Consider the following 21,175-nt stretch of genomic DNA (forward strand, 5'->3'; position numbering starts at 1 on the left):
GACGGTGCTAAATACCGTCCATGTCCAAAGTCACCCCCGCCACACGCGCACTCGCAGCCGCCGGTGTTGCCTTCACCGTTCACACCTATGACTATGATCCCGACGCCGAGAGCATCGGGCTCCAGGCAGCGGCCGCGCTCGGCGAGGATCCGGCGCGCGTCCTGAAGACGCTGATGGCGCTGGTCGACGGCAAGCCGGTCTGCGTGGTCGTGCCGTCCGACCAGGAGGTCTCGATGAAGAAGCTGGCGGCGGCGGCGAGCGGCAAGTCGGCCCAGATGATGAAGCCGCCCGAAGCCGAGCGCGTCACCGGCTACAAGGTCGGCGGCATCAGCCCGTTCGGGCAGCGCAAGCCTGTGCGCACCGTGATCGAGCAGAGCGCGCTCGCCCATGACCTGGTCTATCTCAATGGCGGCCAGCGCGGCTTGCAGGTCCGGCTGAAGCCTACCGATGTGCGGGATGTTCTGAAGGCGGCCGTGGCGGATGTGCTGGCGTGAGCGCGATGGAGCGGGATCATGAGGCGGCCGCTCCTGGCGTGGCTCGCGGTGCTGCTCGGCCTCGCGCTTCCGGCGGAGGCACATGAGGTCAACCTCATCACGGCACGGGTGGCGCTGAGTCCCGATCGCACGGTGAGCGCCGAGCTCGGATTGAAGGGCAGCGATGTCGACCGCCTGTTCGGCACGAAGATTTATGATGCGAGGCGGGATGCGGTCGATCCCGCCGCCGTCGAAGCGGCCAAGCCCGCGATCCTCGCCTATATGGGCACGCATCTGGCTGTTACAGGAGGTGCCAGGGCCTGCTCCGCCGGAAATGCAGCGATCCTGGCGGACGGTGACGGCATCGTCTATCGCAACAGCTTTGCCTGCGCGAACGTGACCGGCGACATCGTCTATCGCTCCACGGTGCTGACCGAGCAGGACAAGACGGCGCGCCAGGTGGTGCTGATCGCGCAAGGAAAGTCCGAGGCTCAGGCCTTGCTCGACGCCACCGCGACGACGGTCACGCTCTCCACCGCGCCACCATCGCTGGTCTCGACCGCGCAGCGCTATCTCGTGACGGGGATCGAGCACATCTTCCTCGGCTACGATCACATCGCATTTCTGGTTGCAGTCGTCCTGTGGGCACAGAGGCTCGTTCCGGTCATCAAGATCGTCACCGCCTTCACCATCGCGCATTCCTTGACGTTGTCGCTGGCGGCGTTGAACATCCTGGTCATCCCGAGCCGCATCGTGGAGCCCGCGATTGCGGCTTCGATCGTGTTCGTCGCCGTCGAGAACTTCTTTTCGCGCGACGTCGACAGGCGTTGGCGGGTGGCTTTTCTGTTCGGCTTGATCCACGGCTTCGGCTTCGCCGGCGCGCTTCGCGAGATCGGCTTGCCGCCTGATGCGATCGTTCCGGCGCTGGCCGCCTTCAATGTCGGCGTCGAGATCGGGCAGATCGCGATCGTCGCGCTGATGTTGCCGGCGCTCGGCGTGTTGGACAGGCTGACCGCGGTCGGCCGGGAGCAGCCGGTGCGGGCGGCGGGGGTGGTGTACGCCATGTCCGGCGGGATCGGTCTTCTGGGCGGATATTGGCTGCTGAGGCGTGTGTTCGAGGCGTGATCGCGTCGGCGATCGGCTATTGCTTCTGCAACAGTTTGAGCCGGCAGCGCAGCGCCTCGCGGATATGCGCACGCGCCAACTTCTCAGCCTTGTCGCCGTCGCGCCCGGCGATGGCTGCAATGATGGCCTGGTGCTCGCCGTGACTCGTCTTGGGACGGCCTGTGACCGTGAAGGTGGTCGGGCCGAGCAGGGCGATCCAATCTTGCAATTCCCGCGAGGCGTTGTCGAGATAGCGGTTGCGCGCCGCGCGGCATATGGCCTCGTGGAAGGCGCGGTTGAGCCTTGCCATTTCTTTTGCCATCTCGGCGGCGTCGGTCGCGGATGCCTCGACAAAGGCCTGCTCGATATCGCGGAGCGCGTCGATCTCCGGCGCTGAGCCATGCTCGGCGGCGAGGCGCGCGGCGGCACCTTCCATGATCTCGCGCATGGCGTAGAGCTCGAGCACCTCGGAGATGTCGAGATTGCGGACGATCAGCCCGCGGCCGCCGGCAGGCGCGACGAAGCCGCGCGCGGCGAGCCGGCCCAGCGCCTCCCTCACCGGCGTGCGACTGACCTTCAGCCGCTGGGCGACCTCTTCCTCGCGCAGACGGTCGCCGGCGCGATAGCTGCCGGCCTGGAGCGCCTCGCACAGCGAGCGGAACACGGCTTCGCCGAGCGCAACGCCGCCGCCGCGCGTGATCGTCCCACCTGAATTTGCCGGGCGTCTGGCCATTGTCCCTCGATGCGTCTCCTGCCCATGCAGATGCCGCTTGCGCGATCTATGTATATCTTTGTATACAAAGGTACGCAATGGCGGATCGGCGCGATCGAGACCGCCGGCGGGCAGAATGTCTCCAACTTCGCCGCATCGGGCAGACGGGATGAGCAGCAAATACGACGTGCTGGTGATCGGCGGCGGCAATGCGGCCCTGTGCGCGGCGATCAGCGCGCGGCGCGGCGGCGCGTCCGTGCTCGTGCTCGAAGGCGCGCCAAAATTCTACCGCGGCGGCAACACCCGCCACACCCGCAACATGCGCTGCGCCCATGACGCGGCGACCGAAATCCTGACCGGCCCCTACACCGAGGAGGAGTTTTGGGAGGACCTGCTGCGCGTCACCGGCGGGCAGACCGACGAGGTGCTGGCGCGCCACATGATCCGCGAATCCAAGGACATCCTCAACTGGATCGTGGAGCAGGGCGTGCGCTGGCAGCCTTCCCTCGGCGGTACGCTGAGCCTCGGCCGCACCAACTCCTTCTTCCTCGGCGGTGGCCGGGCGATGCTGAACGCGCTGTATCTCACCGCGGAGCGGCTCGGCGTCGCCGTCGAATACGACGCCGAGGTCACCGACCTCGTGATCGAGGACGGCATGTTCCTCGCCGCGCGCCTCAAGCGGCCGATCAGGGGCGAGACCGAGATCCGCGCCGCCTCGCTGGTTGCCGCGGCCGGCGGATTCGAGGCCAACATCGAATGGCTCAAGCAATATTGGGGCGAGGCCGCCGACAATTTCCTGATCCGCGGCACGCCCTATAACCGCGGCTCGATCCTGAAGATGCTGCTCGACAAGGGCGTGCAGGAGGTCGGCGATCCCACCCAATGTCATGCGGTCGCGATCGATGCCCGCGCGCCGAAATTCGACGGCGGCATCATCACGCGCCATGACTCCGTGGTATTCGGCATCGTCGTCAATAAGCACGCGCAGCGCTTCTACGACGAGGGCGAGGACATCTGGCCGAAGCGCTACGCGATCTGGGGACGCCTGGTCGCGGCGCAGCCCGACCAGATCGCCTTCATCATCTTTGATTCCACCGTCGTCACCAGCTTCATGCCGACGCTGTTTCCGCCGATTGCCGGGCAGACGATCGCGGAGCTCGCCGGCAAGCTCGAGCTCGATCCGGTCGCGTTGGAGAAGACCATCACCGAATTCAACGCCGCGGTGCGGCCCGGGACCTTCGACCACACCATTCTGGATGATTGCGTGACGGAGGGTATCACACCCCCCAAGACGCACTGGGCGCGCCGGATCGAGACGCCGCCTTTTCTCGCTTATCCGGTGCGGCCCGGCATCACCTTCACCTATCTCGGCACGCGGGTGAACAAGGAGGCGCGCATGCTGATGAAGGACGGCAAGCCGTCCGCCAACATGTTCGCGGCCGGCGAGATCATGGCCGGCAACGTGCTCGGCAAGGGATACGCCGCCGGCATGGGCATGACCATTGGCAGCGTGTTCGGGCGGATCGCAGGACGGGAAGCGGCGAAACATGCACGGAACTAGGATTTTGGACGAAGCCGACCGTCTGATGACGGTCTGCAATTCCTGCCGCTATTGCGAGGGCCTGTGCGCGGTGTTTCCCGCCATGGAGATGCGCCGCGCCTTCTCCGACGGCGATCTCAACTATCTCGCCAATCTCTGCCATGCCTGCGGCGCCTGCTACGTCGACTGCCAGTTCTCGCCGCCGCACGAGTTCAACGTTAACGTCCCAAAGACGCTTGCTGTCGCGCGTGCCGAGTCCTACGCCGCCTATGCCTGGCCGCAGGCGCTCTCCGGCGCCTTCGCACGCAACGGCCTCGTCATCAGCATCGTCGCCGCGCTCAGCATGGCGGCCTTCATTCTCGGCTTTGCCGCCTTGAATGACCGCGGCGTGTTGTTCGGCGTGCACACCGGGCCCGGCGCCTTCTACAAGCTGATGCCGCACAACGCGATGGCCGCACTGTTTGGCGCCGCATTCCTGTACGCGATCATCGCCCTCGTCATGAGCGTACGCGCGTTCTGGCGCGACATCGGCGCGCCCATCGGCAACCGTGCCGATGGCGGCTCGATCTTTCAGGCGATCCGCGATGCCGGCGAGCTGCGCTATCTCCATGGCGGCGGCGTCGGTTGCTACAATGAGGACGACAAGCCCACCGACCGGCGCAAGCTCTATCACCACCTGACCTTCTACGGCTTCATCCTGTGCTTCGCAGCGACCTCTGTTGCGACGCTTTATCACTATCTGCTCGGCCGCGAGGCGCCGTATCCGTGGTGGGACCTGCCCGTGGTGCTCGGCACGCTCGGCGGCATCGGCCTGATCGTCGGGCCGATCGGCCTGTTCGCCGCCAAGATGCGGCACGATCCCGCGCTGCTCGACGAGTTCAGCTACGGCATGGATGTCGGCTTCATCGCCATGCTGTTCCTGACGGGCGTCACGGGCGTGCTGCTGCTGGTGCTGCGCGAGACCGCCGCGATGGGACCGTTGCTCGCGCTGCATCTCGGCGCCGTGTTCGCATTGTTCATCACCATGCCCTACGGCAAGTTCGTGCACGGCATCTATCGCTTTGCCGCGCTGGTGCGTTACGCGCAGGAGCGGCGGACGGCGGCGTGACCCGCGCACCGCCCGTCTCGGGGCCCGGTGAACCTCCTACGCCACGTCGCGCTCTGGCGCTGACGCCTGCTCGCGGGCCATTGCCGTCGCCGTGACGTAATCGGTCTTGCCGGTGCCGAGCAGCGGCACCTTGTCGACCACCATGATCGTCGCAGGCACGGTTAGCTCGGACGCGCCGATGGTCTTGGCCTGGGCCTGCATCGCACTGCGTTCGGCATTCTTCTCCGTGGTCAGCAGCACGATGCGCTCGCCCTTGCGCTGGTCGGGGATCGAGACCGCGACCGAGCTCGCCTGCGGCCACAGCGCCGCCGCGATGGCTTCGACGGCCGACAGCGAGACCATCTCGCCCGCGATCTTGGCAAAGCGCTTGGCGCGGCCCTTGATGGTGATGAACCCGGCCGGGTCGATCGAAACGATGTCGCCGGTGTCGTGCCAGCCGTCGGGGAGCACTTCGAGCGCGCCGGGATTTTCGGCCCTGAGGTAACCGAGCATCACGTTCGGGCCGCGCACCGAGAGGCGTCCGCCGTCCTCGATGCCGGGGACCGGATCGAGGCGGCTTTCCATCAGCGGCGAGAGACGGCCGACGGTGCCGGGGCGGTTGGCCATCGGCGTGTTCATCGCCAGCACCGGCGCCGTCTCGGTGACGCCGTAGCCTTCGAGGATGCGGATGCCGTAGCGCTCCATGAACACCTGCCGCGTGCGGTCCTTGACCGCCTCGGCGCCGGCGATCACGAGGCGCAGGGTGCGGAAGTCGTAAGCGTGCGCCGAGCGGGCATAGCCGGTGAGGAACGTGTCGGTGCCGAACAGGATCGTCGCGCCGGTCTGGTAGATCAGCTCGGGCACGATCCTGTAATGCAGCGGCGAGGGATACATGTAAATCGGAATGCCCGCCAGCAGCGGCATCATCATTCCGCCGGTCAGCCCGAAGGAGTGGAACACCGGCAGCACGTTGAACACCTTGTCGTTGGCATTGGCATCGACCCGGGCCAGCGCCTGCGCCGCGTTGGCGAGGATGTTGCGGTGGGACAGCACGACGCCCTTCGGCGTGCCTTCCGAGCCCGAGGTGAACAGCACGACGGCGGGATCGTTGGCCTGGCGTGGCACCCGCGGCGTCGTGCCGGCGAGCAGGCCCTTGATCTTGTCGGCGGTGCCGATCGAGGCGCGGACGTCCTCGAGATAGACCACGCGCGCTTCGGCCGAGATCGCAGCCATCAGCTTGTCGAGCTTGCCCTTCTCGATGAAGGCCTTCGAGGTCAGCACCGTCTTGACTTGCGCAGCCTTCATGGCGGCGAGCACGCTGACCGGGCCGGCCGAGAAGTTGAGCATCGCCGGCACCCGGCCGAGGTTCTGCAGCGCCATGAAGACGACCGCGACGCCAGCGGAGTTCGGCAGCAGCACGCCGACATTCTCGCCGATTGCTGTGCCGCTCTCCAGCTTCCGGCTCAGCACCTGCGCGCCCAGGATCAGCTTGCGATAGGTGAGCTTGGTGCCGAGCGCGTCCTCGATGATGACCTTGCCGGTATCGCGGTCGCGATAGGCGTGTCCGAGGGCTTCGAACAGCGTGTGGTCGAGCATGGCGTTCTTGACGAGAGCGTCGATCATGACGTCCTGCAGCGCGGCGCCGGCGGCGTTGCGGCGTGCCTTGCCCTTGAGCGCTTGGTCGACCGGAAGCTTGACCGGTGGCAGGATGGTGACCGTCACGCGCGGAAACCAGGACCGCTTGATCTGGCTGGAGTTGAGATAGCTGAGATAGGAGCGCTGCGCGCCTTCGATGCGGACGGGTACGACCACAGCGTCGGCCTTGTCCGCGATCATCGCGGTGCCGTCATACACCTTCATCAGCGAGCCTGAGACGGTGATCCGTCCTTCCGGGAAGATCACGACAGGCTCGCCCGCGGCGACGAGCTTGATCAGGTCGCGCGCAGCCAGCGGCTTGGTCGGGTCCATGGTGTAGTGCTTGACGACGCGCAGGAACGGCTTGGCCCACCAAGCCTTGGCGATGCCGGTGTCGACCGCAAAGCTCGCGTCGATCGGCAGCACGGCGTGCAGCAGCGGGCCGTCGATCAGGCTGACATGGTTGGGGGCGATCAGCATGCGCGTTCCCGGAGGCGGCAGGTTTTCGAGCCCCCGCACCTCGGTACGGAACAGGGCGCGGAACAGCAGCCCGCCGGCATCGCGCACACCTTCCTTGCCCCACTTGGTCAGCACGAACCACACCGCGCCGAAGCTGGCGACGCCGAGGCCGAAGAAGATCCAGCCGACATGGAGACCGGCCGCCTGCAGCAGCGCGACGAACAGCGAGCCGACCACCATGAAGGCGGCCTGCAGCACGTTGCCGGCGGCGATGATGCGGGCGCGCTCGGAAGGTTCGGACCAGGCCTGGACCGCGGCAAAGGACGGAACGACGAACAGGCCGCCGCCGAACGCGAAGGCGACGAAGTCGGCCAGCATGCGCAAGCCGGCGAACGAGGTGGCGAAGCCGAGCGCGGTGATGTCCTGCCCCTTGGCGGTGACGCCGATCGCCCAGGCGAGATCGAGGCCGGCAAAACCCATGATGATGGCGCCGATCGGCACCAGCGCCAGGTTCGGGCGAACATGGCTGAGGCTGGCGGCAAACAGCGAGCCGATGGCGATGCCGATCGCGAAGATGGCAAGGCACAGCGTCACCACGCCCTCGGTGCCGCCGACGACCTCCTTGATCAGAGCCGGCAGCAGCGACAACACGATGGCGCCGACCAGCCAGAACCAGGAGACGATCACGGTGCCGTCCCAGAGGCGATGGTCGGCATGGAGCGTCCTGAGCAGGCTCACCGTCGAGGTCCAGGGATTGGCATCGACGGGCAGCTCGGGCGCGGAGGGCGTCGTCTGCGGAATGCGGGAGGCGAACGCCCAGGACAACACGGCCAGCACGACCACGGCCGATGCGACCCAGCCCATATGCGCGGAGCCGGCCACGAACTGGCCGCCGGCGACGGTGCCGAGCAGGATCGCCATGAAGGTCGCGCCTTCGACCAGCGCGTTGCCGGTCGCGAGCTCGCCGAGCTCCAGCTGGTCCGGCAGCATCGCGTATTTCACGGGTCCAAACAGGGCGGCGATGGTGCCGAACAGCGCGAGCGCGGCGAACAAGAGCGGCACCGAATGCAGGAAGAAGCCGGCAGCGGCGAAGGCCGCGGCAAAAATCTCGGCGAATTTGAGCCGCCTTGCGACGACGGATTTGACGTATTTGTCGGCGAGCTGGCCGCCGAGCCCGGACAGGATGAAGTAGGGGAAGATGAAGACGGCACCTGCGACCGTCACCAGCGCATCGCCATGGCCGGTCGCCGCGCTGTACAGCAGAATGATGACGAGTGCGTTCTTGAGCACGTTGTCATTGAGCGCCGAGAAGAATTGCGCCCAGAACAACGGCGCGAAGCGGCGTGACGACATCAATTCCCTGATCATGACTAGTCCTGTTCCAAAAAGGCAGCCTGAGACTGTTGCGTGTCTGTGAAACGTCACGACCGGAAGCGCATGGGGCGAACGATTGCGCGGCAACGAAGTTGCTGGCCTGCTCTGTCCCCTCGGTCCCTCCGATCCTGTTGGTCTTCAATTGGTCTCGTTAGGTTCGCAAATATCTGGTCGAGGTCGCGGCGGACCCGGGCGGGAGCAGCCTCACTCGCCCGGATATGGCGCCGGGCGATGAAGGAAAAGCTGAACCGCATCGCTGAAATCCGCCGGATCGGCCGCGCAGGTCCAGACATGGTGAGTCCATCCTTGCAGCCGGCGCTTGCATTCGAACCGACCCGCGCGCCTCAGGTGAGATGGGCGAGGTGGCGAAACGGCGAGAGGCGGCCGAGCAGGCTGAACCGCCGCCGCTCCTGGCGCGCACGGGCGCGGCTCGCTCGCCACATCCGGAAGGTCGCCCGGCGCTCGGCGAGCACGCCCGCAACGTCGCAGGCCGTGGCGATGCGATTGATCGGCGCCATGGCGAACCGCAGCAGGGCGCGGCCGAGCCCGGTTGCGAGGGCAGCGGCGTCATCGGCGAAGGTGGTGACGAGATCGACAGCAAGGGTTTGCATTTTCCAGGTCTTCAGGTTAGATTGAACAATGTTCACATGAGTAGCTTGAAAATGAACAATGTTCAAGAAGAATCGCGACGCGACCAGAAAAAATTTCGGCGCCGGCTCCAGATCGTCGAGATTGCGCGCGGCATCATCTCAGCTAAGGGGCTGAGATCATTGAAGGTTCGGGACGTCGCGGAGGCGGCCGGCTGCTCGGTTGGCAGCATCTATAACGAGTTCGGCGACTTCGACGGGGTCATCCTGACGGTGAACCGGGAAACGGTTCAGGCGCTCACAGCCCGGCTCCGGGCTGTTCCTGCCGAGGATCCGGTTCGCCAGCTCTATGGGCTCGCCGAGACCTATCTCGACTTCTTCGCCGCGCACGCCAATCTGCTGCGCTCCCTGTTCGAGCATCGGATGGAGGACGATCGCCCCTATCCGGACGATATCCTCCAGATGGTGATGGATGCGTTCGCGCTGATGCATCCGCCCTTGGTGCGGCTATTGCCGGATGCGGATGACGTGAAGATCGCGCTGCTGTCGCGCACGCTGTTTTCCGCCGTGCATGGCATCATCTCGCTCGGCCTCGAGGAGCGCATGGTGGCGGTGCCGTCGCAGATGCTGCGCCAGCAGATCGAACAGTTCGTCGACACCCATCTCAGAGGTCTCGGCATTCTGCCGGTCGGTGCAGGGCTGTCTCGATGAGGCGCCGCCGCTACCAGGTGTAGCGCAGGCTCGCGGTGCCGGAATAAGTGGTGCTGTGAGCCGCGAGCTCGCCGTCGAACTTGGCCGACAGGGCAACACCGTTCGAAAATTTCAGCTCGGCACCGGCGGATGCGAGGGCAGCGTCTTTCGCCGGCGTCGCGCCATTGACGATGAAGCTGGCGCCGGGCAGAGCCTGGAACGCGGCGACGAGCGTCGGATCGCTCACCCAATCATGGGCCCACGCGGCGCGAGCCCGTAGCGTCAGGACCGCACTGGGCGAGACCAGCGTCGCCCGGTCGAAGCGTGCGCCGAACTCATTCCTCGTGTGGGAGGCCGTGCGTCCCTGATAGGTCAGGCCAAATCCGCTGCCGGCCGGATCAGTCTCGGTATAGGTCGGCGTGCGAAATGCCTGCGCCTGCGCAGCCGCGTAGGGCGTGAAGCCGCCGATCGGCGTGGCGAAGCGATAGCCGCCCTCGATGCGGCCGCCGACGGTCTGAGCATCGAACTTTGCGGTGAGCTGGTTGCCGAACGGTGCCAGGCGGTCCGTCGACATCCAATGATTGGCCACGGCGAGCGAAGCCGCGAAATAGGCCGGACCGCTACGCACCGCGGTGTAGACGCCGAGCTGCATCGCCTCGCTCTTGCCGCCGCCGATTGCCTGCGCAAGATCCCATTTGGTGCCGCCGCCCGAGAGCGCGAAGCCGACCAGCGCGTCGCGGCTGAAATGGTAGTCGGCGCCGGCCGCGACGCCGGCCGCGCGGGCGCTGAGGTCGTGGCTGCCGATCACGACCGGGTCGCCGCTGGTGCGATTGGTGCCGCCGAACGCCGCGCCCCAGGCGGTCCAGCGCTCGGCAAAGGTCGGCGCCTTCGGCGGGGCGCCCAGAACCTTGTTGTAGGCGAGGGCAATATCCTCCGGCAGCGCGGCGCGCTCGGGGCTGAAGCCGAGCGCAGTGTCGCTGGCGCTCGTGGTACCGCGTCCGCTCACGAACGGATCGAGCATGAGGCCGAGGAACTGGCTCGTGAACTGCAACGCGCCCTGCTGCGCGCCGGTGGCAGCTTCGCCCGAGAGCTGATCGAGATTGTAGCGGAGGTGGGCGTCGCTTTGCCCTGCGAAAGACGAGAGGAAGGGCAGATTGGGGCCGAATGCGCTCAGCGCGCCGGCCACTTCCTTTTGGTTTTGCGTCTGTGCGATGGAGAGGAACGCGGCGTTGTTGTAGTTGAGCGTCAGGAAAACGTTGAATCCGTCATAGCTGAGGGAGGACGCGAACAGCTGCGGATTGTATCCGCTGACGGTCACGCCCGCGAAGCTGCCGGTGAGGCCAGCCGTCGTGCTGAGGATGGTATACTGTGTCGAGGGGTTGTAGGCGCCTGCAAGTGTGGTGACGGCGACGGTGCCGCCGGTCAGCGTCGCGCTCACGGCGGCAATCTTGTCTGATTGCCCGGCCGCATTGACCGAGATCGCGTAGGTCGACCCTGACTGGAACGCCGCATTGGTGTTGACGACGAGCTGACCGAGATTGCCGGGCGCGACCCTGCCGCCCGACACCACTGTGAGTGATCCGATCGTGCCGCTGCCACTGAGCGTGCCGCCGCTGACGACCGTCCCGATGTTGGGCATCGAGCCGTTGACGATGAGGGTGCCGGTCTGGACGACCATGGCGGCCGCGTCCATCGTGATGCCCGTCAGCGTCCAGGCGGAGCTGCCGGTCTTTTCCAGAACCTCGAATTCCTGGAACTGGCTGGTGAAGCCGAATGTGGCGAGGTCGAAAGTACTGTTGACAGTCCCGCCCAGGCGCAGCGTGTCCAATCCGTTGCCGGCTTTGACATATCCCATGACGTTCGATCCGGCACGCAGTTCGAAGACGTCGCTCCCGTCTTTGAGGTCGACAGCGGTGCTGACCCCGCTGCTGCTGATCGCGCCCGAATTGACGATGGTGTCTTGACTGTTCGAGCCCGTAATTGCTGTGCCGACGCTCGAGATCGTGCCGGCGTTGTTGATGACGTTGCCGTCAGCCGCGCCGCTGAGATCGATGGCAGCGACATTGCCTGACTTCACGAGGCCGCTCGACGAGATGTTCACCTGGTTGTTCGCCGCTCCAGCGCCGATGCTGATTCCGATAGCTCCGAGGGCGCCGCTTCCCACCGTGCCGGCGATCTCGACAACGTTGTTGCTCGAATTGGCGAGGGCGATGCTCGACGAGGGAAAGGCTGTCGATGCAACCACCGCCCCGGCATCGATCGTTATGGTGTTGTTGCCTCCACCGCTCACGTCGATGCCGTCGTTGCTGCTCGATGTGATCGACGCGTTGCCGAAGACCCTGACTGCGCTGTTGGATGCGAACTGAAGAAATATACTCGCAAAGGTGGGATCGCTCACCGTGGTCGCGGTAGTGCCGTCCCCGATGTTGACGGTGACGCCGGTGACCACGGCTGCCGTTTTGATCCGGGTGTTGCTCCCGACGCAGGTAATTGAATCGCCCGATTGAAGCGTCGTTAGCGTGCCGCTCCCGGTCACCACACACACCGCCTGTGCCGGCGTGATGAACCCCGGCAACGCGCTGCCCAGGGCACCGATCGTAGTGCTCAAGAGCAGCGCGCGCCGCCTGGACGTCGTTGAGCGGACGATATTGCGCGGGGCAATCAAATCATTCCAAGGCACTTCCAAACTCCTCTCGCGGCGCGATCCGGGTGGATTCGCACCCGCAGCATCGGGCGCAGCCATGCTTAGCGAGGGAGGTTCCGGCCATCGTGGACCGGGGCGCAATGCGACGTGTCCGAATGCGAAGGGCGCCGCTTTTTCGGAGCGATGTGGCCGCAGCGTCACAACTGTGCTGCGTCACCGCATTGTCGGGCGCGCCGGGATGGATCGGGGCGCCTTCGGTGGGCCTGAGGCACCTCAACCTGATTGCGATGGCGCTGGAGATGAATTTGGGGGCTAGGCGGCAATCAGCCCTTTGCAGCGATGACCTCGCGCGGCCGGTGCGCGACCACGACGACGTCCGGTTTTCCGCTCTCGACCTGAACGCGGTTGCGTCCCTTTTCCTTGGCGCGGTAGCAGGCGGCATCCGCGCGCCGCATCGCATCCTCGAGCGTGATGTTGCCGTCGGCGATGCAGGCGACCCCGATGCTGGCGGTCACGGCAAAGCCGCGGTCGTCCCAGGTGAAATTGAAACGCTCCAGCGACCGGCGCAGGCGCTCGGCGATGTCGACGGCATCGAAGGGGGAGCATCGCGGCAGGATCAGGCCGAATTCGTCACCGCCGAGCCGGGCCACCAGATCATGCACATGCCGGTCCTGTTGTAGCAGGCGCGAGACCTGGCAGAGCAGGCGGTCGCCGGCGAGATGGCCGCAGCTGTCGTTGACGCTCTTGAACTGGTCGAGGTCGATCAGGATGAGGGCGAGCGCACCCGCTGCGGCATTGTCCAGCTCGCTTTGCAGGCGCGCCTCGAAGGCGCGGCGGTTGCAAAGGCCGGTCAGCCAATCGTGCGATGCCTGCCAGGCCAGCCGCTCCTTCTCGGCATGCAAGGCGTCTTCGAATGACTGCCGTTGCAGCACCAGCCGCCGCGTATGCCAGATCAGGAGCAGGATCAGCATCGCGGCGGTGAGGACATTGATGCCCGTCAGCGTCAGCTTGATCGCGCGGGAGCCTTCGCCGAGGACGGTGGAGAACCGCTTGGCATGCACCGTGAACTGGGCATTGAGCTCCGACAGCCGCGACGACAGGAATTGCAGGCGGCCGTCGTCCTGAATGGGACCTTTCTCCAGCTCGGATCGGATGACCTCGCCGAACACGCTGAGCTCCAGCAGCATGGGGTCGGTGGCGGCCCATTCCCTGATCGCGTCCTGGAGGAAGCTGACGCGGTTGAAATAGCGAAACAGCCAGATCAAACCCGGGACATCGTCGGGATGGTTGCCGCCTTGCAGAAAGCCGATGCGGGCGGCCTCGACGTCGACCGGATCGCGCTCGAGCGCCCAGCGCGCGAACTCGTCGCCGATGGGAACGGCGAGTGAAGCCTGATATTGCGCGAACTGGCTCGGTTCGCCCGAATGCAGATAGAGATTGAGGAAATAGACGGCATTCTTCTGCGAGCGTGACCAGAGTGCTTCGCCGGCGACATAGGCGCGGACCGACGACATCACCTCGAGGCTGAATCCGGCAATCGCCGCCTGCAGCAGGACGACCATCACGAAAGGCAAGACGAGCTTGATGACGTGAAGGAAGTTGCCGCCCTTCGCCGACGCCGCTGTTCTGCGAAACACATTAGTCCCCAAGTCGATCGACGCGCCCGGCAGGGGCGTTGCGCCTGCAACGCAAAGTAGACGAGATGGTTGCTTAACTCGACCTGAAAGGCGCGGAGGACTCCGTACCAGGGTGAAGCCGTTGTGAAGCAGGCGCCAGCAACTCGCTTCAAATGCGGTGAACGGGGAACTGGCGCGGCATCGACGAACGTTGCCGCGCATTCGTCATGCGCGATTTACCCGATGGAGAGAATTGGCGAGGGGCTACACCAGCACCGGCTTGCGCACGCGACCGGCGTCGCCGAACACGCGCAGGTAACGCGCGATCTCCGAGGGCAGGCCGGTCGCCTTCTCCGGATTGTCGGAGAGCTTGACAGCCGGACGGCCGTCGACAGACGAGACCTTGCAGACCAGCGAGATCGGATCGAGGCTGATCGAGCCGTCCGGTGTGCAGCCGACGAAGTCGTTGGTGAGATTGGTGCCCCAGCCGAAGGAGAGCCGCACGCGCCCTGCGAAGTGGCGATAGGTGTCCTCGATCGAGCCGACATCCATCGCGTCGGAGAAGACGAGCAGCTTGTCCTTGGGGTTGCGGCCCTTCTTTTCCCACCAGGCGATGATCTCCTCGCCGGCCTGGATCGGCGGCGCGCTGTCGGGGCGGAAGCCGGTCCAATCGGCGACCCATTCCGGCGCATCGCGCAGGAACGCCTTGCTGCCGAAGGCGTCGGGCAGCGCGATCAGCAGATTGCCGCCATAGGTCTGGCGCCATTGGTCGAGAATGCGGTAGGGCGCCCAGCGTAATTCCTCGTCATCCCTGGCGAGCGCGGCCGCCACCATCGGCAGCTCGTGCGCGTTGGTGCCGATGGCTTCGAGATCGTTGTCCATGGCGAGCAGCACGTTGGAGGTGCCGATGAAGGAGGGGCCGAGGCCTTCCTTCACCGCCTCGACGCACCAGCGCTGCCAGAGGAACCCGTGACGGCGGCGCGTGCCGAAGTCGGAGAGCCGCAGGCCCTCGAGCTGGCGCAGCCGTTCGACCTTGGTCCACAGCTTGGCCTTGGCGCGGGCGTAGAGCACGTCGAGCTCGAAGCGGCCGCGGCCCTTCATGGCCGCACGCGAACGCAGCTCGTTGAGGATCGCAAGTGCCGGAATCTCCCACATCGTGGTGTGGGTCCAGGGGCCGTGGAAATGCAGCTCGTACTGGCCCTCAACCTTGCGCAGCTCGTACTCGGGCAGGCGGAATTCCGCCAGCCAGCGGATGAAATCCGCCGAGAACATATGGGTTTTGCCGTAGAAGGTGTTACCGGCCAGCCAGATCAGCTCTTTCTTGGTGAAGCGGATGGTGCGGGCATGGTCGAGCTGGGCGCGCAGCTCGCCCTCGTCGATGATCTCGGCAAGCCGCACATGGCGCGAGCGGTTGATGACCGAGAAGGTCACCTGCTGATCCGGGTAATCCTCCCGAATCATCTGCAACATCAATAGTTTGTAGAAGTCGGTATCGAGCAGGCTGCGGATGATGGGATCCAGCCGCCAGCTGTGATTGTAGGTCCGGCTCGCAATGTCAGTCACTGTCATGAGGGGATTTTAGCGCGGCTCCCCCGGCGCAACCAGTGGGTTTGGGAAGGGCAGTCCCCACGAAGCGCGGAACCTGATATCAGGACTCTTGAGAATATCAGGACTTGAGAACTGGAGGTCAGGACTTGGCGGCCGTCGCAGCGACGGCCTCGAGCTGGTTCCTGACCCAGCGATGGGCCGGGTCCTTCTGGTAGCGCTGGTGCCAGACCATGAACATCGGCAGCTCGGCCAGGGTCTTCGTGCGGGACGCCAGCGGGATCGGCGTTTGCGCAAAGCCGCGCATCACGGCGGAGGCGAGCAGGCTCGGCATGCTCGCCAGCATCTGCGAGCCGCGCAGGAAGGACGGCACGCCGGAGAAGCTCGGCACCGAGATCGCGATGTCGCGATGAAGCCCGTTCGCCGCCAGCCGGCGGTCGAAGTCGAGCCGCTCATTGTCGGTATAGACCACGGTGATGTGACGCGCCGCGAGATAGGCATTGCGGCTGGCCGGCGCGGCACGTGCCTTTGCGTCGTAGTAACAGACGTAGTCATCCCTCAGCAGCCGCTTCTGCACGATGTCGACGCCGGAGGGCGGCAGCGGCGTGATCAGGAGGTCGCAGCGGTTCTCGCGCAGCATCGCCGGCGAGGGCGATTGCGAGGGGATCACGCGCAGGTTCAGGCTCTTCACTCGTGCGGCGACGTGATCGAAGAACCGCGGCAGCAGCAGGTCGCGCTGGAAGTCGTTGGCGGCGATCGTCAGCGACAGCTGAGCCTCCTCCGGCGCGAAGCTGACGCCGCCGGCAAAGCTGCGCATCTCGTCGATCAGCGCGCGTGCCTTGCCGGCCAGCGCCTGGGCATGAGCCGTCGCGACGATGCCGCGGCCGGACTTGGCGAACAGCGGATCGCCGGCAATGCGCCGCAGCTTGTTCAGGGCGTGGCTCACGGCCGATTGCGTCAGGCCGAGCCGCGTCGCCGCCGCGGTGACCGATCCCTCCTCCAGCACGGCCAGGAACAGTTCGAGGGCGTGGCCGTCGAGGGCCAAATGATCGATTTCCTTCATGTAATTCATTATAATTCATCTATTTATCTTGAGAATAGGGTGGCTCATGCTCTCCCGATAAGCCGGGCCCGACCCCGGGCTCCCAGGGAGAGACAACGCCGATGAATGCCCAGGCGCCAGCCTTGCGGGATCCCCGCCTCAACCGTCCCGAGCCGTTCACGCCGCCGCTCGGCGACGGCGGCTTCTTCCAGCGCGACCGCGCGATCCATCCGCCGGCACATGCGCCAGGCTACAAGTCCTCGGTGCTGCGCTCGCCGCGCCAGTCGCTGCTGTCCCTTGAGAACTCGATCTCGGAGATGTCAGGGCCGGTGTTCGGGCATAATGATCTCGGCCCGCTCGACAACGATTTGATCCGCAATTACGCCAAGGATGGCGATCCCGTCGGCGAGCGCATCATCGTCCACGGCCGCGTGCTGGACGAGACCGGTCGCGGCATTCCGAACACGCTGGTCGAGTTCTGGCAGGCCAATGCCGGCGGCCGCTACCGGCACAGGAAGGACACCTATCTGGCGCCGATCGATCCCAACTTCGGCGGCTGCGGCCGTGCGCTCACCGACGACACCGGGTACTATTATTTCCGCACCGTGAAGCCGGGTCCCTATCCCTGGCGCAACTACGTCAACAGCTGGCGCCCCGCCCATATCCACTTCTCGGTGTTCGGCTCGGGCTTTGCGCAGCGGCTGATCACGCAGATGTATTTCGAGGGCGATCCGCTGATCCCGGTCTGCCCGATCCTAACGACGATTCCGGACAAGGACGCGCTCGACCGCCTCGTCGCGCCGCTCGACCTCAACGCCTCGACGCCGTTCGACTCGCTCGCCTACCGCTTCGACATCGTGCTGCGCGGCCAGCGCTCCACCTATTTCGAAAATCGCACCGCGGGGAACTAGGCCCATGCCGCAGCCGCTCAACTACCTCAAGGAAACCGCCTCGCAGACCGCCGGGCCCTACGTCCATATCGGCCTGATCCCGGCCATGGCCGGCTTCGACATCTTCGAGAAGAACTTCTCCAACGTGCTGGTGACGCCGAACACCAGGGGCGAACGCATCACGCTGGAGGGCAAGGTGCTCGACGGCGCCGGCACGCCGCTGCGCGACGTGCTGCTGGAGATCTGGCAGGCCAATGCGGCCGGCCGCTACAACCATCCGGCCGATCGCTCGGCCGGCGCGCTGGACGACGAGTTTCGCGGCTGGGGCCGCGCCGGGTCCGACTTCGACAGCGGCCTCGTCACCTTCGAGACCATCAAACCGGGCGCGATCACCGACAGGACGGGCCGCAAATGCGCGCCGCACGTCAATATCTGGATCGTCGCGCGCGGCATCAACATCGGCCTCAACACGCGGCTCTATTTCTCGGACGAAGATGCGGCCAACGCCGCCGATCCCGTGCTCAACCTGATCGAGCAGCCGGCGCGCCGCAAGACATTGATCGCAACCCGCAGCGAGCGTGCCGGCAAGACCGTGTACGCCTTCACGATCAATCTGCAGGGGCCGGAGGAGACGGTGTTCTTCGACGTGTGAGGCGCCGGGGCGGCCGTCCTCCGATCATTCCACCTGGTCGTCGCGCTTGATCGTTCCGCGCGCGAGGAATTGCGGCGGCTGCCGCACCTCGCGCGATCCCGGCCGATCGGGTGGATCGCGCCCCACTTTTGGTTTCAGCTCCACCAAATCGATGAATGCGTCGGCCTGCCGGCGCAGGTCGTCGGCGACCATGGGCGGCTGAGTGGAGAGTGTGGAGACGACGGTCACGCGGACACCACGGCGTTGCAAGGCCTCGACCAGCGAACGGAAGTCCCCATCGCCCGAGCACAACACGATCTGATCGACGTGCTGGGCGAGCTCCATCGCGCTCACGGCAAGGTCGACATCCATGCTGCCCTTCACCTTGCGGCGGCCGGTGGTGGCGTCGATGAACTCCTTGGTGAGCTTGGTGACGACGGTGAAGCCGTTGTAGTCGAGCCAATCGATCAAGGGGCGGATCGACGAATATTCCTGATCCTCGATGATGGTCGTGTAGTAGAAAGCCCGTAACAGCGTAGCTCGGCTTTGAAATTCACAGAGCAGGCGTCTGTAATCGATCTCGAAGCCGAGCGCCTTGGCGGTGGCATGGAAATTGGAGCCGTCGATGAAGAGCGCGCTCTTCCCAAGCGAAGACATTATCCACAACTCCCGGGTTCGGCGCGAAAGCCGACCGTCCAGCCGAAATGGCGCGGCGTGTCGGCAGGAAAATACCTCAGCGCGCCGATGGCTTGCCGAAAAAGCGGCGCAGACGACCGGACAGGGTTGGCCGCCTTGCGCCGAGGGTAGGGAGGTTGCATGCCACCAGCGCCAGGGCGCCGAATGCCGTCACGCTAGGGCCTGGGCATGCCCCGCTCAATTGTACGGAGGTAAGGCGCCTCTATCCAAAGGATGGGGCGCTATATACGAAGGTAGTGGCAACGAGAGATATCGCGGTTCCGCGGCGCGTCAGCCTTCGCCGCCATGGAGCCGCGCGCGAAACGCGCGTGGCGACACGCCCGTGGCGGCGGCGTAGACCCGGCTGAAATAGGCGGGGTCGTCGAAGCCGAGGGCGTAGGCGATCGTCGAGACCGGCAGGTTGGTGTAGACGAGGTTGCGCCGCGCCTCGCGGATCAGGCGGTTGAGGATCAGATGCGAGGCGGTGTCCCCGGTCGCCGCCCGCGTGATCCGGTTGAGATGCGTCGGTGTCACCGACAGCGCCCTGGCATAGCCGGCGACGCTCCAGCGCTCCAGATGATGCTGCTCCAGCAGCGCTTCGAAGCGGCGGAACAACCCGCTTTCCGCGGTGCCGTTGCCGCCGCTCTCGCCCGTGAGCGCGCGCGCCACCAGCCCGATCATGGCCGACGACAGGGCGCGGAGCACATGCGCACGGCCGAAGTCGCGCGCGGCGTGCTCGGCGAAGATCTGTTTCATGGTGGCGCGGATCTGCGGCGTGCCGCGCACCACCGCCGACCGCGACAGCGCACCGCGCAGGCCCTCGGCGGCCAGCAGCGCCTCATCGAGAATCTCGGCGGCGATGGTCAACACCCATCCTTGCGTATCGGGCTCGAAGCGGAAGCCGTGGACGTGGCCGACCGGCACGTTGACGATCTGCATCGGCCTCAGCGGCACCACGCGCCCGTCGAGCGTCGCCTCGCCGCCACCGCGCTCGATCAGCAGCACCTGGTGCAAGCGGGCATGGCGGTGCACGGCCAGCGTCCAGTCGTGCAGCACCGAACGCGACGCGATCGTCTCGCAATGCACGACGTCAGGCAGATCGCCGGACTCGCCGAACAGATTGTAGACCCGGATCGCCGGGGCGGGGACCGCGCTTCTCATGTTCGAATAGTACAAGACAAAGGCGAAACCCTCCATCGGTCTGCGGCGTAGAATATGCAAAAAAATGCCGACGGGAGGACGCAAAAATGAAAGTGCAGGTCTGTATCATCGGCGGCGGGCCGTCCGGGCTGCTGCTGTCCCAGCTGCTGCACCTCAAGGGCATCGACACCATCCTGCTGGAGAAATACAGCCGCGACCACGTGCTGGCCCGGATCCGCGCCGGCGTGCTCGAGCACGGCTTTGCGAAGCTGATGCGCGAGGCGCAGTGCGGCGAGCGGATGGACCGCGAGGGCGAGATCCACAACGGGTTCGAGATCGCCCATGACGGCGTGCTGTCGCATATCGACCTGCACAAGCATTCCGGCGGCAATTCGGTGCTGGTCTACGGCCAGACCGAGCTGACGCGCGATCTCTACGAGGCGCGCGACCGGGTCGGCGGCAAGGTCGTGCACAATGCCGAGGACGTCACGCCGCACGATCTGACGTCGGATCGGCCATATGTGACGTATCGCTCGAACGGGCAGACGATCCGCGTCGATTGCGACTACGTCGTCGGCGCCGACGGTTTCCATGGCGTCAGCCGCAAGTCGATCCCGAAGGACGTGCTGCGCGAATATGAGAAGGTCTATCCGTTCGGCTGGCTCGGGGTGCTGTCGCGCACGAAGCCGGTATCGCCCGAGCTGATCTATGTGAAGCACGAGCGCGGCTTTGCGCTGTGCTCGCTGCGCTCGCAGGTGCTGAGCCGCTATTACATCCAGGTGCCACTGACGGACAAGGTGGAGGACTGGAGCGACGATGCGTTCTGGGCCGAGCTGAAGCGCCGCCTGCCGGACGAGGTCGCCGGCCGCCTGATCACCGGCCCGTCGATCGAGAAGAGCATCGCACCCCTGCGCAGCTTCGTCGCCGAACCGATGAGCTATGGCCGCCTGTTCCTCGCCGGCGATGCCGCGCACATCGTGCCGCCGACCGGCGCGCGCGGGCTGAACAGCGCCGCGTCCGACATCTACTATCTCTATCACACGCTGCTCGCGCATTATCAGAGCGGCGACGATGCCGGTCTCGAGGGCTATTCCGCCAAGGCGCTCGCGCGGATCTGGAAGGCACAACGCTTCTCCTGGTGGATGACGATGATGCTGCACCGCTTCCCCGACCGCATCGAATATGAGGATCGGCTGCAGCAGACCGAGCTCGACTATCTGCTCTCGTCCGAGACGGCGCAGCGGCTGCTTGCGGAGAATTACACGGGGCTGCCGTTTTAACGCGGCCTCTCTTCACCCTCCCCTGGAGGGGCCCCTCCAGGGGAGGGTAAG

At 65.6% G+C, this 21,175-nt stretch carries 16 protein-coding genes; 8 read left to right on the top strand and 8 right to left on the bottom strand.

Translation table 11 applies throughout. The features are described from left to right. The first annotated feature begins 20 nt into the window (after positions 1–20). Together ybaK and XI05_RS12790 are read left to right on the top strand one after the other, a co-directional pair. Positions 21–494, top strand: coding sequence for a Cys-tRNA(Pro) deacylase (gene ybaK / locus XI05_RS12785; RefSeq protein WP_271501980.1), 474 nt, complete (start codon positions 21–23; stop codon positions 492–494). A gap of 18 nt (positions 495–512) precedes the next feature. Continuing rightward, the gene (locus XI05_RS12790) at positions 513–1,598 is read left to right on the top strand and encodes a HupE/UreJ family protein (RefSeq protein ID WP_271501981.1); all 1,086 of its coding nucleotides are present in this window, start codon (positions 513–515) and stop codon (positions 1,596–1,598) included. Positions 1,599–1,614: 16 nt separating this feature from the next. Here XI05_RS12790 and XI05_RS12795 read toward each other — a convergent pair whose 3' ends face one another. After that, positions 1,615–2,310 (bottom strand): GntR family transcriptional regulator, encoded by a 696-nt coding sequence (locus tag XI05_RS12795; RefSeq protein WP_271501982.1) that lies wholly within the window; start codon positions 2,308–2,310, stop codon positions 1,615–1,617. Positions 2,311–2,458: 148 nt separating this feature from the next. On the opposite strand from XI05_RS12795, the gene tcuA reads away from it, so the two are divergent. Further along, positions 2,459–3,850: an FAD-dependent tricarballylate dehydrogenase TcuA gene (tcuA, locus tag XI05_RS12800; RefSeq protein ID WP_271501983.1), complete on the top strand. Its 1,392-nt coding sequence runs from the start codon at positions 2,459–2,461 to the stop codon at positions 3,848–3,850. After that, positions 3,837–4,937, top strand: a complete 1,101-nt coding sequence (gene tcuB, locus XI05_RS12805) for a tricarballylate utilization 4Fe-4S protein TcuB (RefSeq protein ID WP_271501985.1) — start codon at positions 3,837–3,839, stop codon at positions 4,935–4,937. The genes tcuA and tcuB overlap by 14 nt, the downstream gene beginning before the upstream one ends. A gap of 36 nt (positions 4,938–4,973) precedes the next feature. Here the strand turns inward: tcuB and XI05_RS12810 are convergent, their stop codons facing one another. Continuing rightward, positions 4,974–8,378, bottom strand: a complete 3,405-nt coding sequence (locus XI05_RS12810) for an acyl-[ACP]--phospholipid O-acyltransferase (RefSeq protein ID WP_271501987.1) — start codon at positions 8,376–8,378, stop codon at positions 4,974–4,976. 668 nt (positions 8,379–9,046) lie between these two features. Here XI05_RS12810 and XI05_RS12815 point away from each other — a divergent pair. Continuing rightward, a complete protein-coding gene (locus tag XI05_RS12815) occupies positions 9,047–9,682 on the top strand; it encodes a TetR/AcrR family transcriptional regulator (protein ID WP_271502071.1) in 636 nt (211 codons plus the stop codon). A gap of 10 nt (positions 9,683–9,692) precedes the next feature. Here the strand turns inward: XI05_RS12815 and XI05_RS12820 are convergent, their stop codons facing one another. The 4 genes from XI05_RS12820 to XI05_RS12835 form a co-directional block, all read right to left on the bottom strand. Next, on the bottom strand, positions 9,693–12,269 hold the full coding sequence (locus XI05_RS12820) for an autotransporter outer membrane beta-barrel domain-containing protein (RefSeq protein WP_271501989.1): 2,577 nt from the start codon (positions 12,267–12,269) through the stop codon (positions 9,693–9,695). 359 nt (positions 12,270–12,628) lie between these two features. Continuing rightward, positions 12,629–13,942 carry a GGDEF domain-containing protein gene (locus tag XI05_RS12825; protein WP_271501990.1) on the bottom strand — a complete coding sequence of 438 codons (1,314 nt, stop codon included), beginning with the start codon at positions 13,940–13,942 and terminating at the stop codon, positions 12,629–12,631. A 243-nt stretch (positions 13,943–14,185) separates the two neighbouring features. After that, on the bottom strand, positions 14,186–15,490 hold the full coding sequence (gene pncB, locus XI05_RS12830) for a nicotinate phosphoribosyltransferase (RefSeq protein WP_172785713.1): 1,305 nt from the start codon (positions 15,488–15,490) through the stop codon (positions 14,186–14,188). Between the two features lie 118 nt (positions 15,491–15,608). Further along, a complete protein-coding gene (locus tag XI05_RS12835) occupies positions 15,609–16,538 on the bottom strand; it encodes a LysR family transcriptional regulator (protein ID WP_271501991.1) in 930 nt (309 codons plus the stop codon). A gap of 92 nt (positions 16,539–16,630) precedes the next feature. Between XI05_RS12835 and pcaH the strand changes: the two genes are divergently transcribed. Together pcaH and pcaG are read left to right on the top strand one after the other, a co-directional pair. After that, complete coding sequence (pcaH, locus tag XI05_RS12840; protein WP_271501992.1) at positions 16,631–17,419, top strand: protocatechuate 3,4-dioxygenase subunit beta; 789 nt, start codon at positions 16,631–16,633, stop codon at positions 17,417–17,419. A 4-nt stretch (positions 17,420–17,423) separates the two neighbouring features. Next, on the top strand, positions 17,424–18,050 hold the full coding sequence (pcaG, locus tag XI05_RS12845; RefSeq protein WP_271501993.1) for a protocatechuate 3,4-dioxygenase subunit alpha: 627 nt from the start codon (positions 17,424–17,426) through the stop codon (positions 18,048–18,050). A 24-nt stretch (positions 18,051–18,074) separates the two neighbouring features. On the opposite strand, the gene XI05_RS12850 is transcribed toward pcaG, so the two are convergent. Further along, positions 18,075–18,686, bottom strand: coding sequence for a LabA-like NYN domain-containing protein (locus XI05_RS12850; protein WP_271501995.1), 612 nt, complete (start codon positions 18,684–18,686; stop codon positions 18,075–18,077). 309 nt (positions 18,687–18,995) lie between these two features. Continuing rightward, positions 18,996–19,901 (bottom strand): helix-turn-helix domain-containing protein, encoded by a 906-nt coding sequence (locus XI05_RS12855; protein ID WP_271501997.1) that lies wholly within the window; start codon positions 19,899–19,901, stop codon positions 18,996–18,998. Positions 19,902–19,951: 50 nt separating this feature from the next. Here XI05_RS12855 and pobA point away from each other — a divergent pair, with 50 nt between their 5' ends. Then, positions 19,952–21,124 (top strand): 4-hydroxybenzoate 3-monooxygenase, encoded by a 1,173-nt coding sequence (pobA, locus tag XI05_RS12860; RefSeq protein WP_271501999.1) that lies wholly within the window; start codon positions 19,952–19,954, stop codon positions 21,122–21,124. Positions 21,125–21,175: the final 51 nt, after the last annotated feature.

The organism is Bradyrhizobium sp. CCBAU 11357 (genome assembly GCF_028128865.1).
Classification (GTDB): Bacteria; Pseudomonadota; Alphaproteobacteria; order Rhizobiales; family Xanthobacteraceae; genus Bradyrhizobium.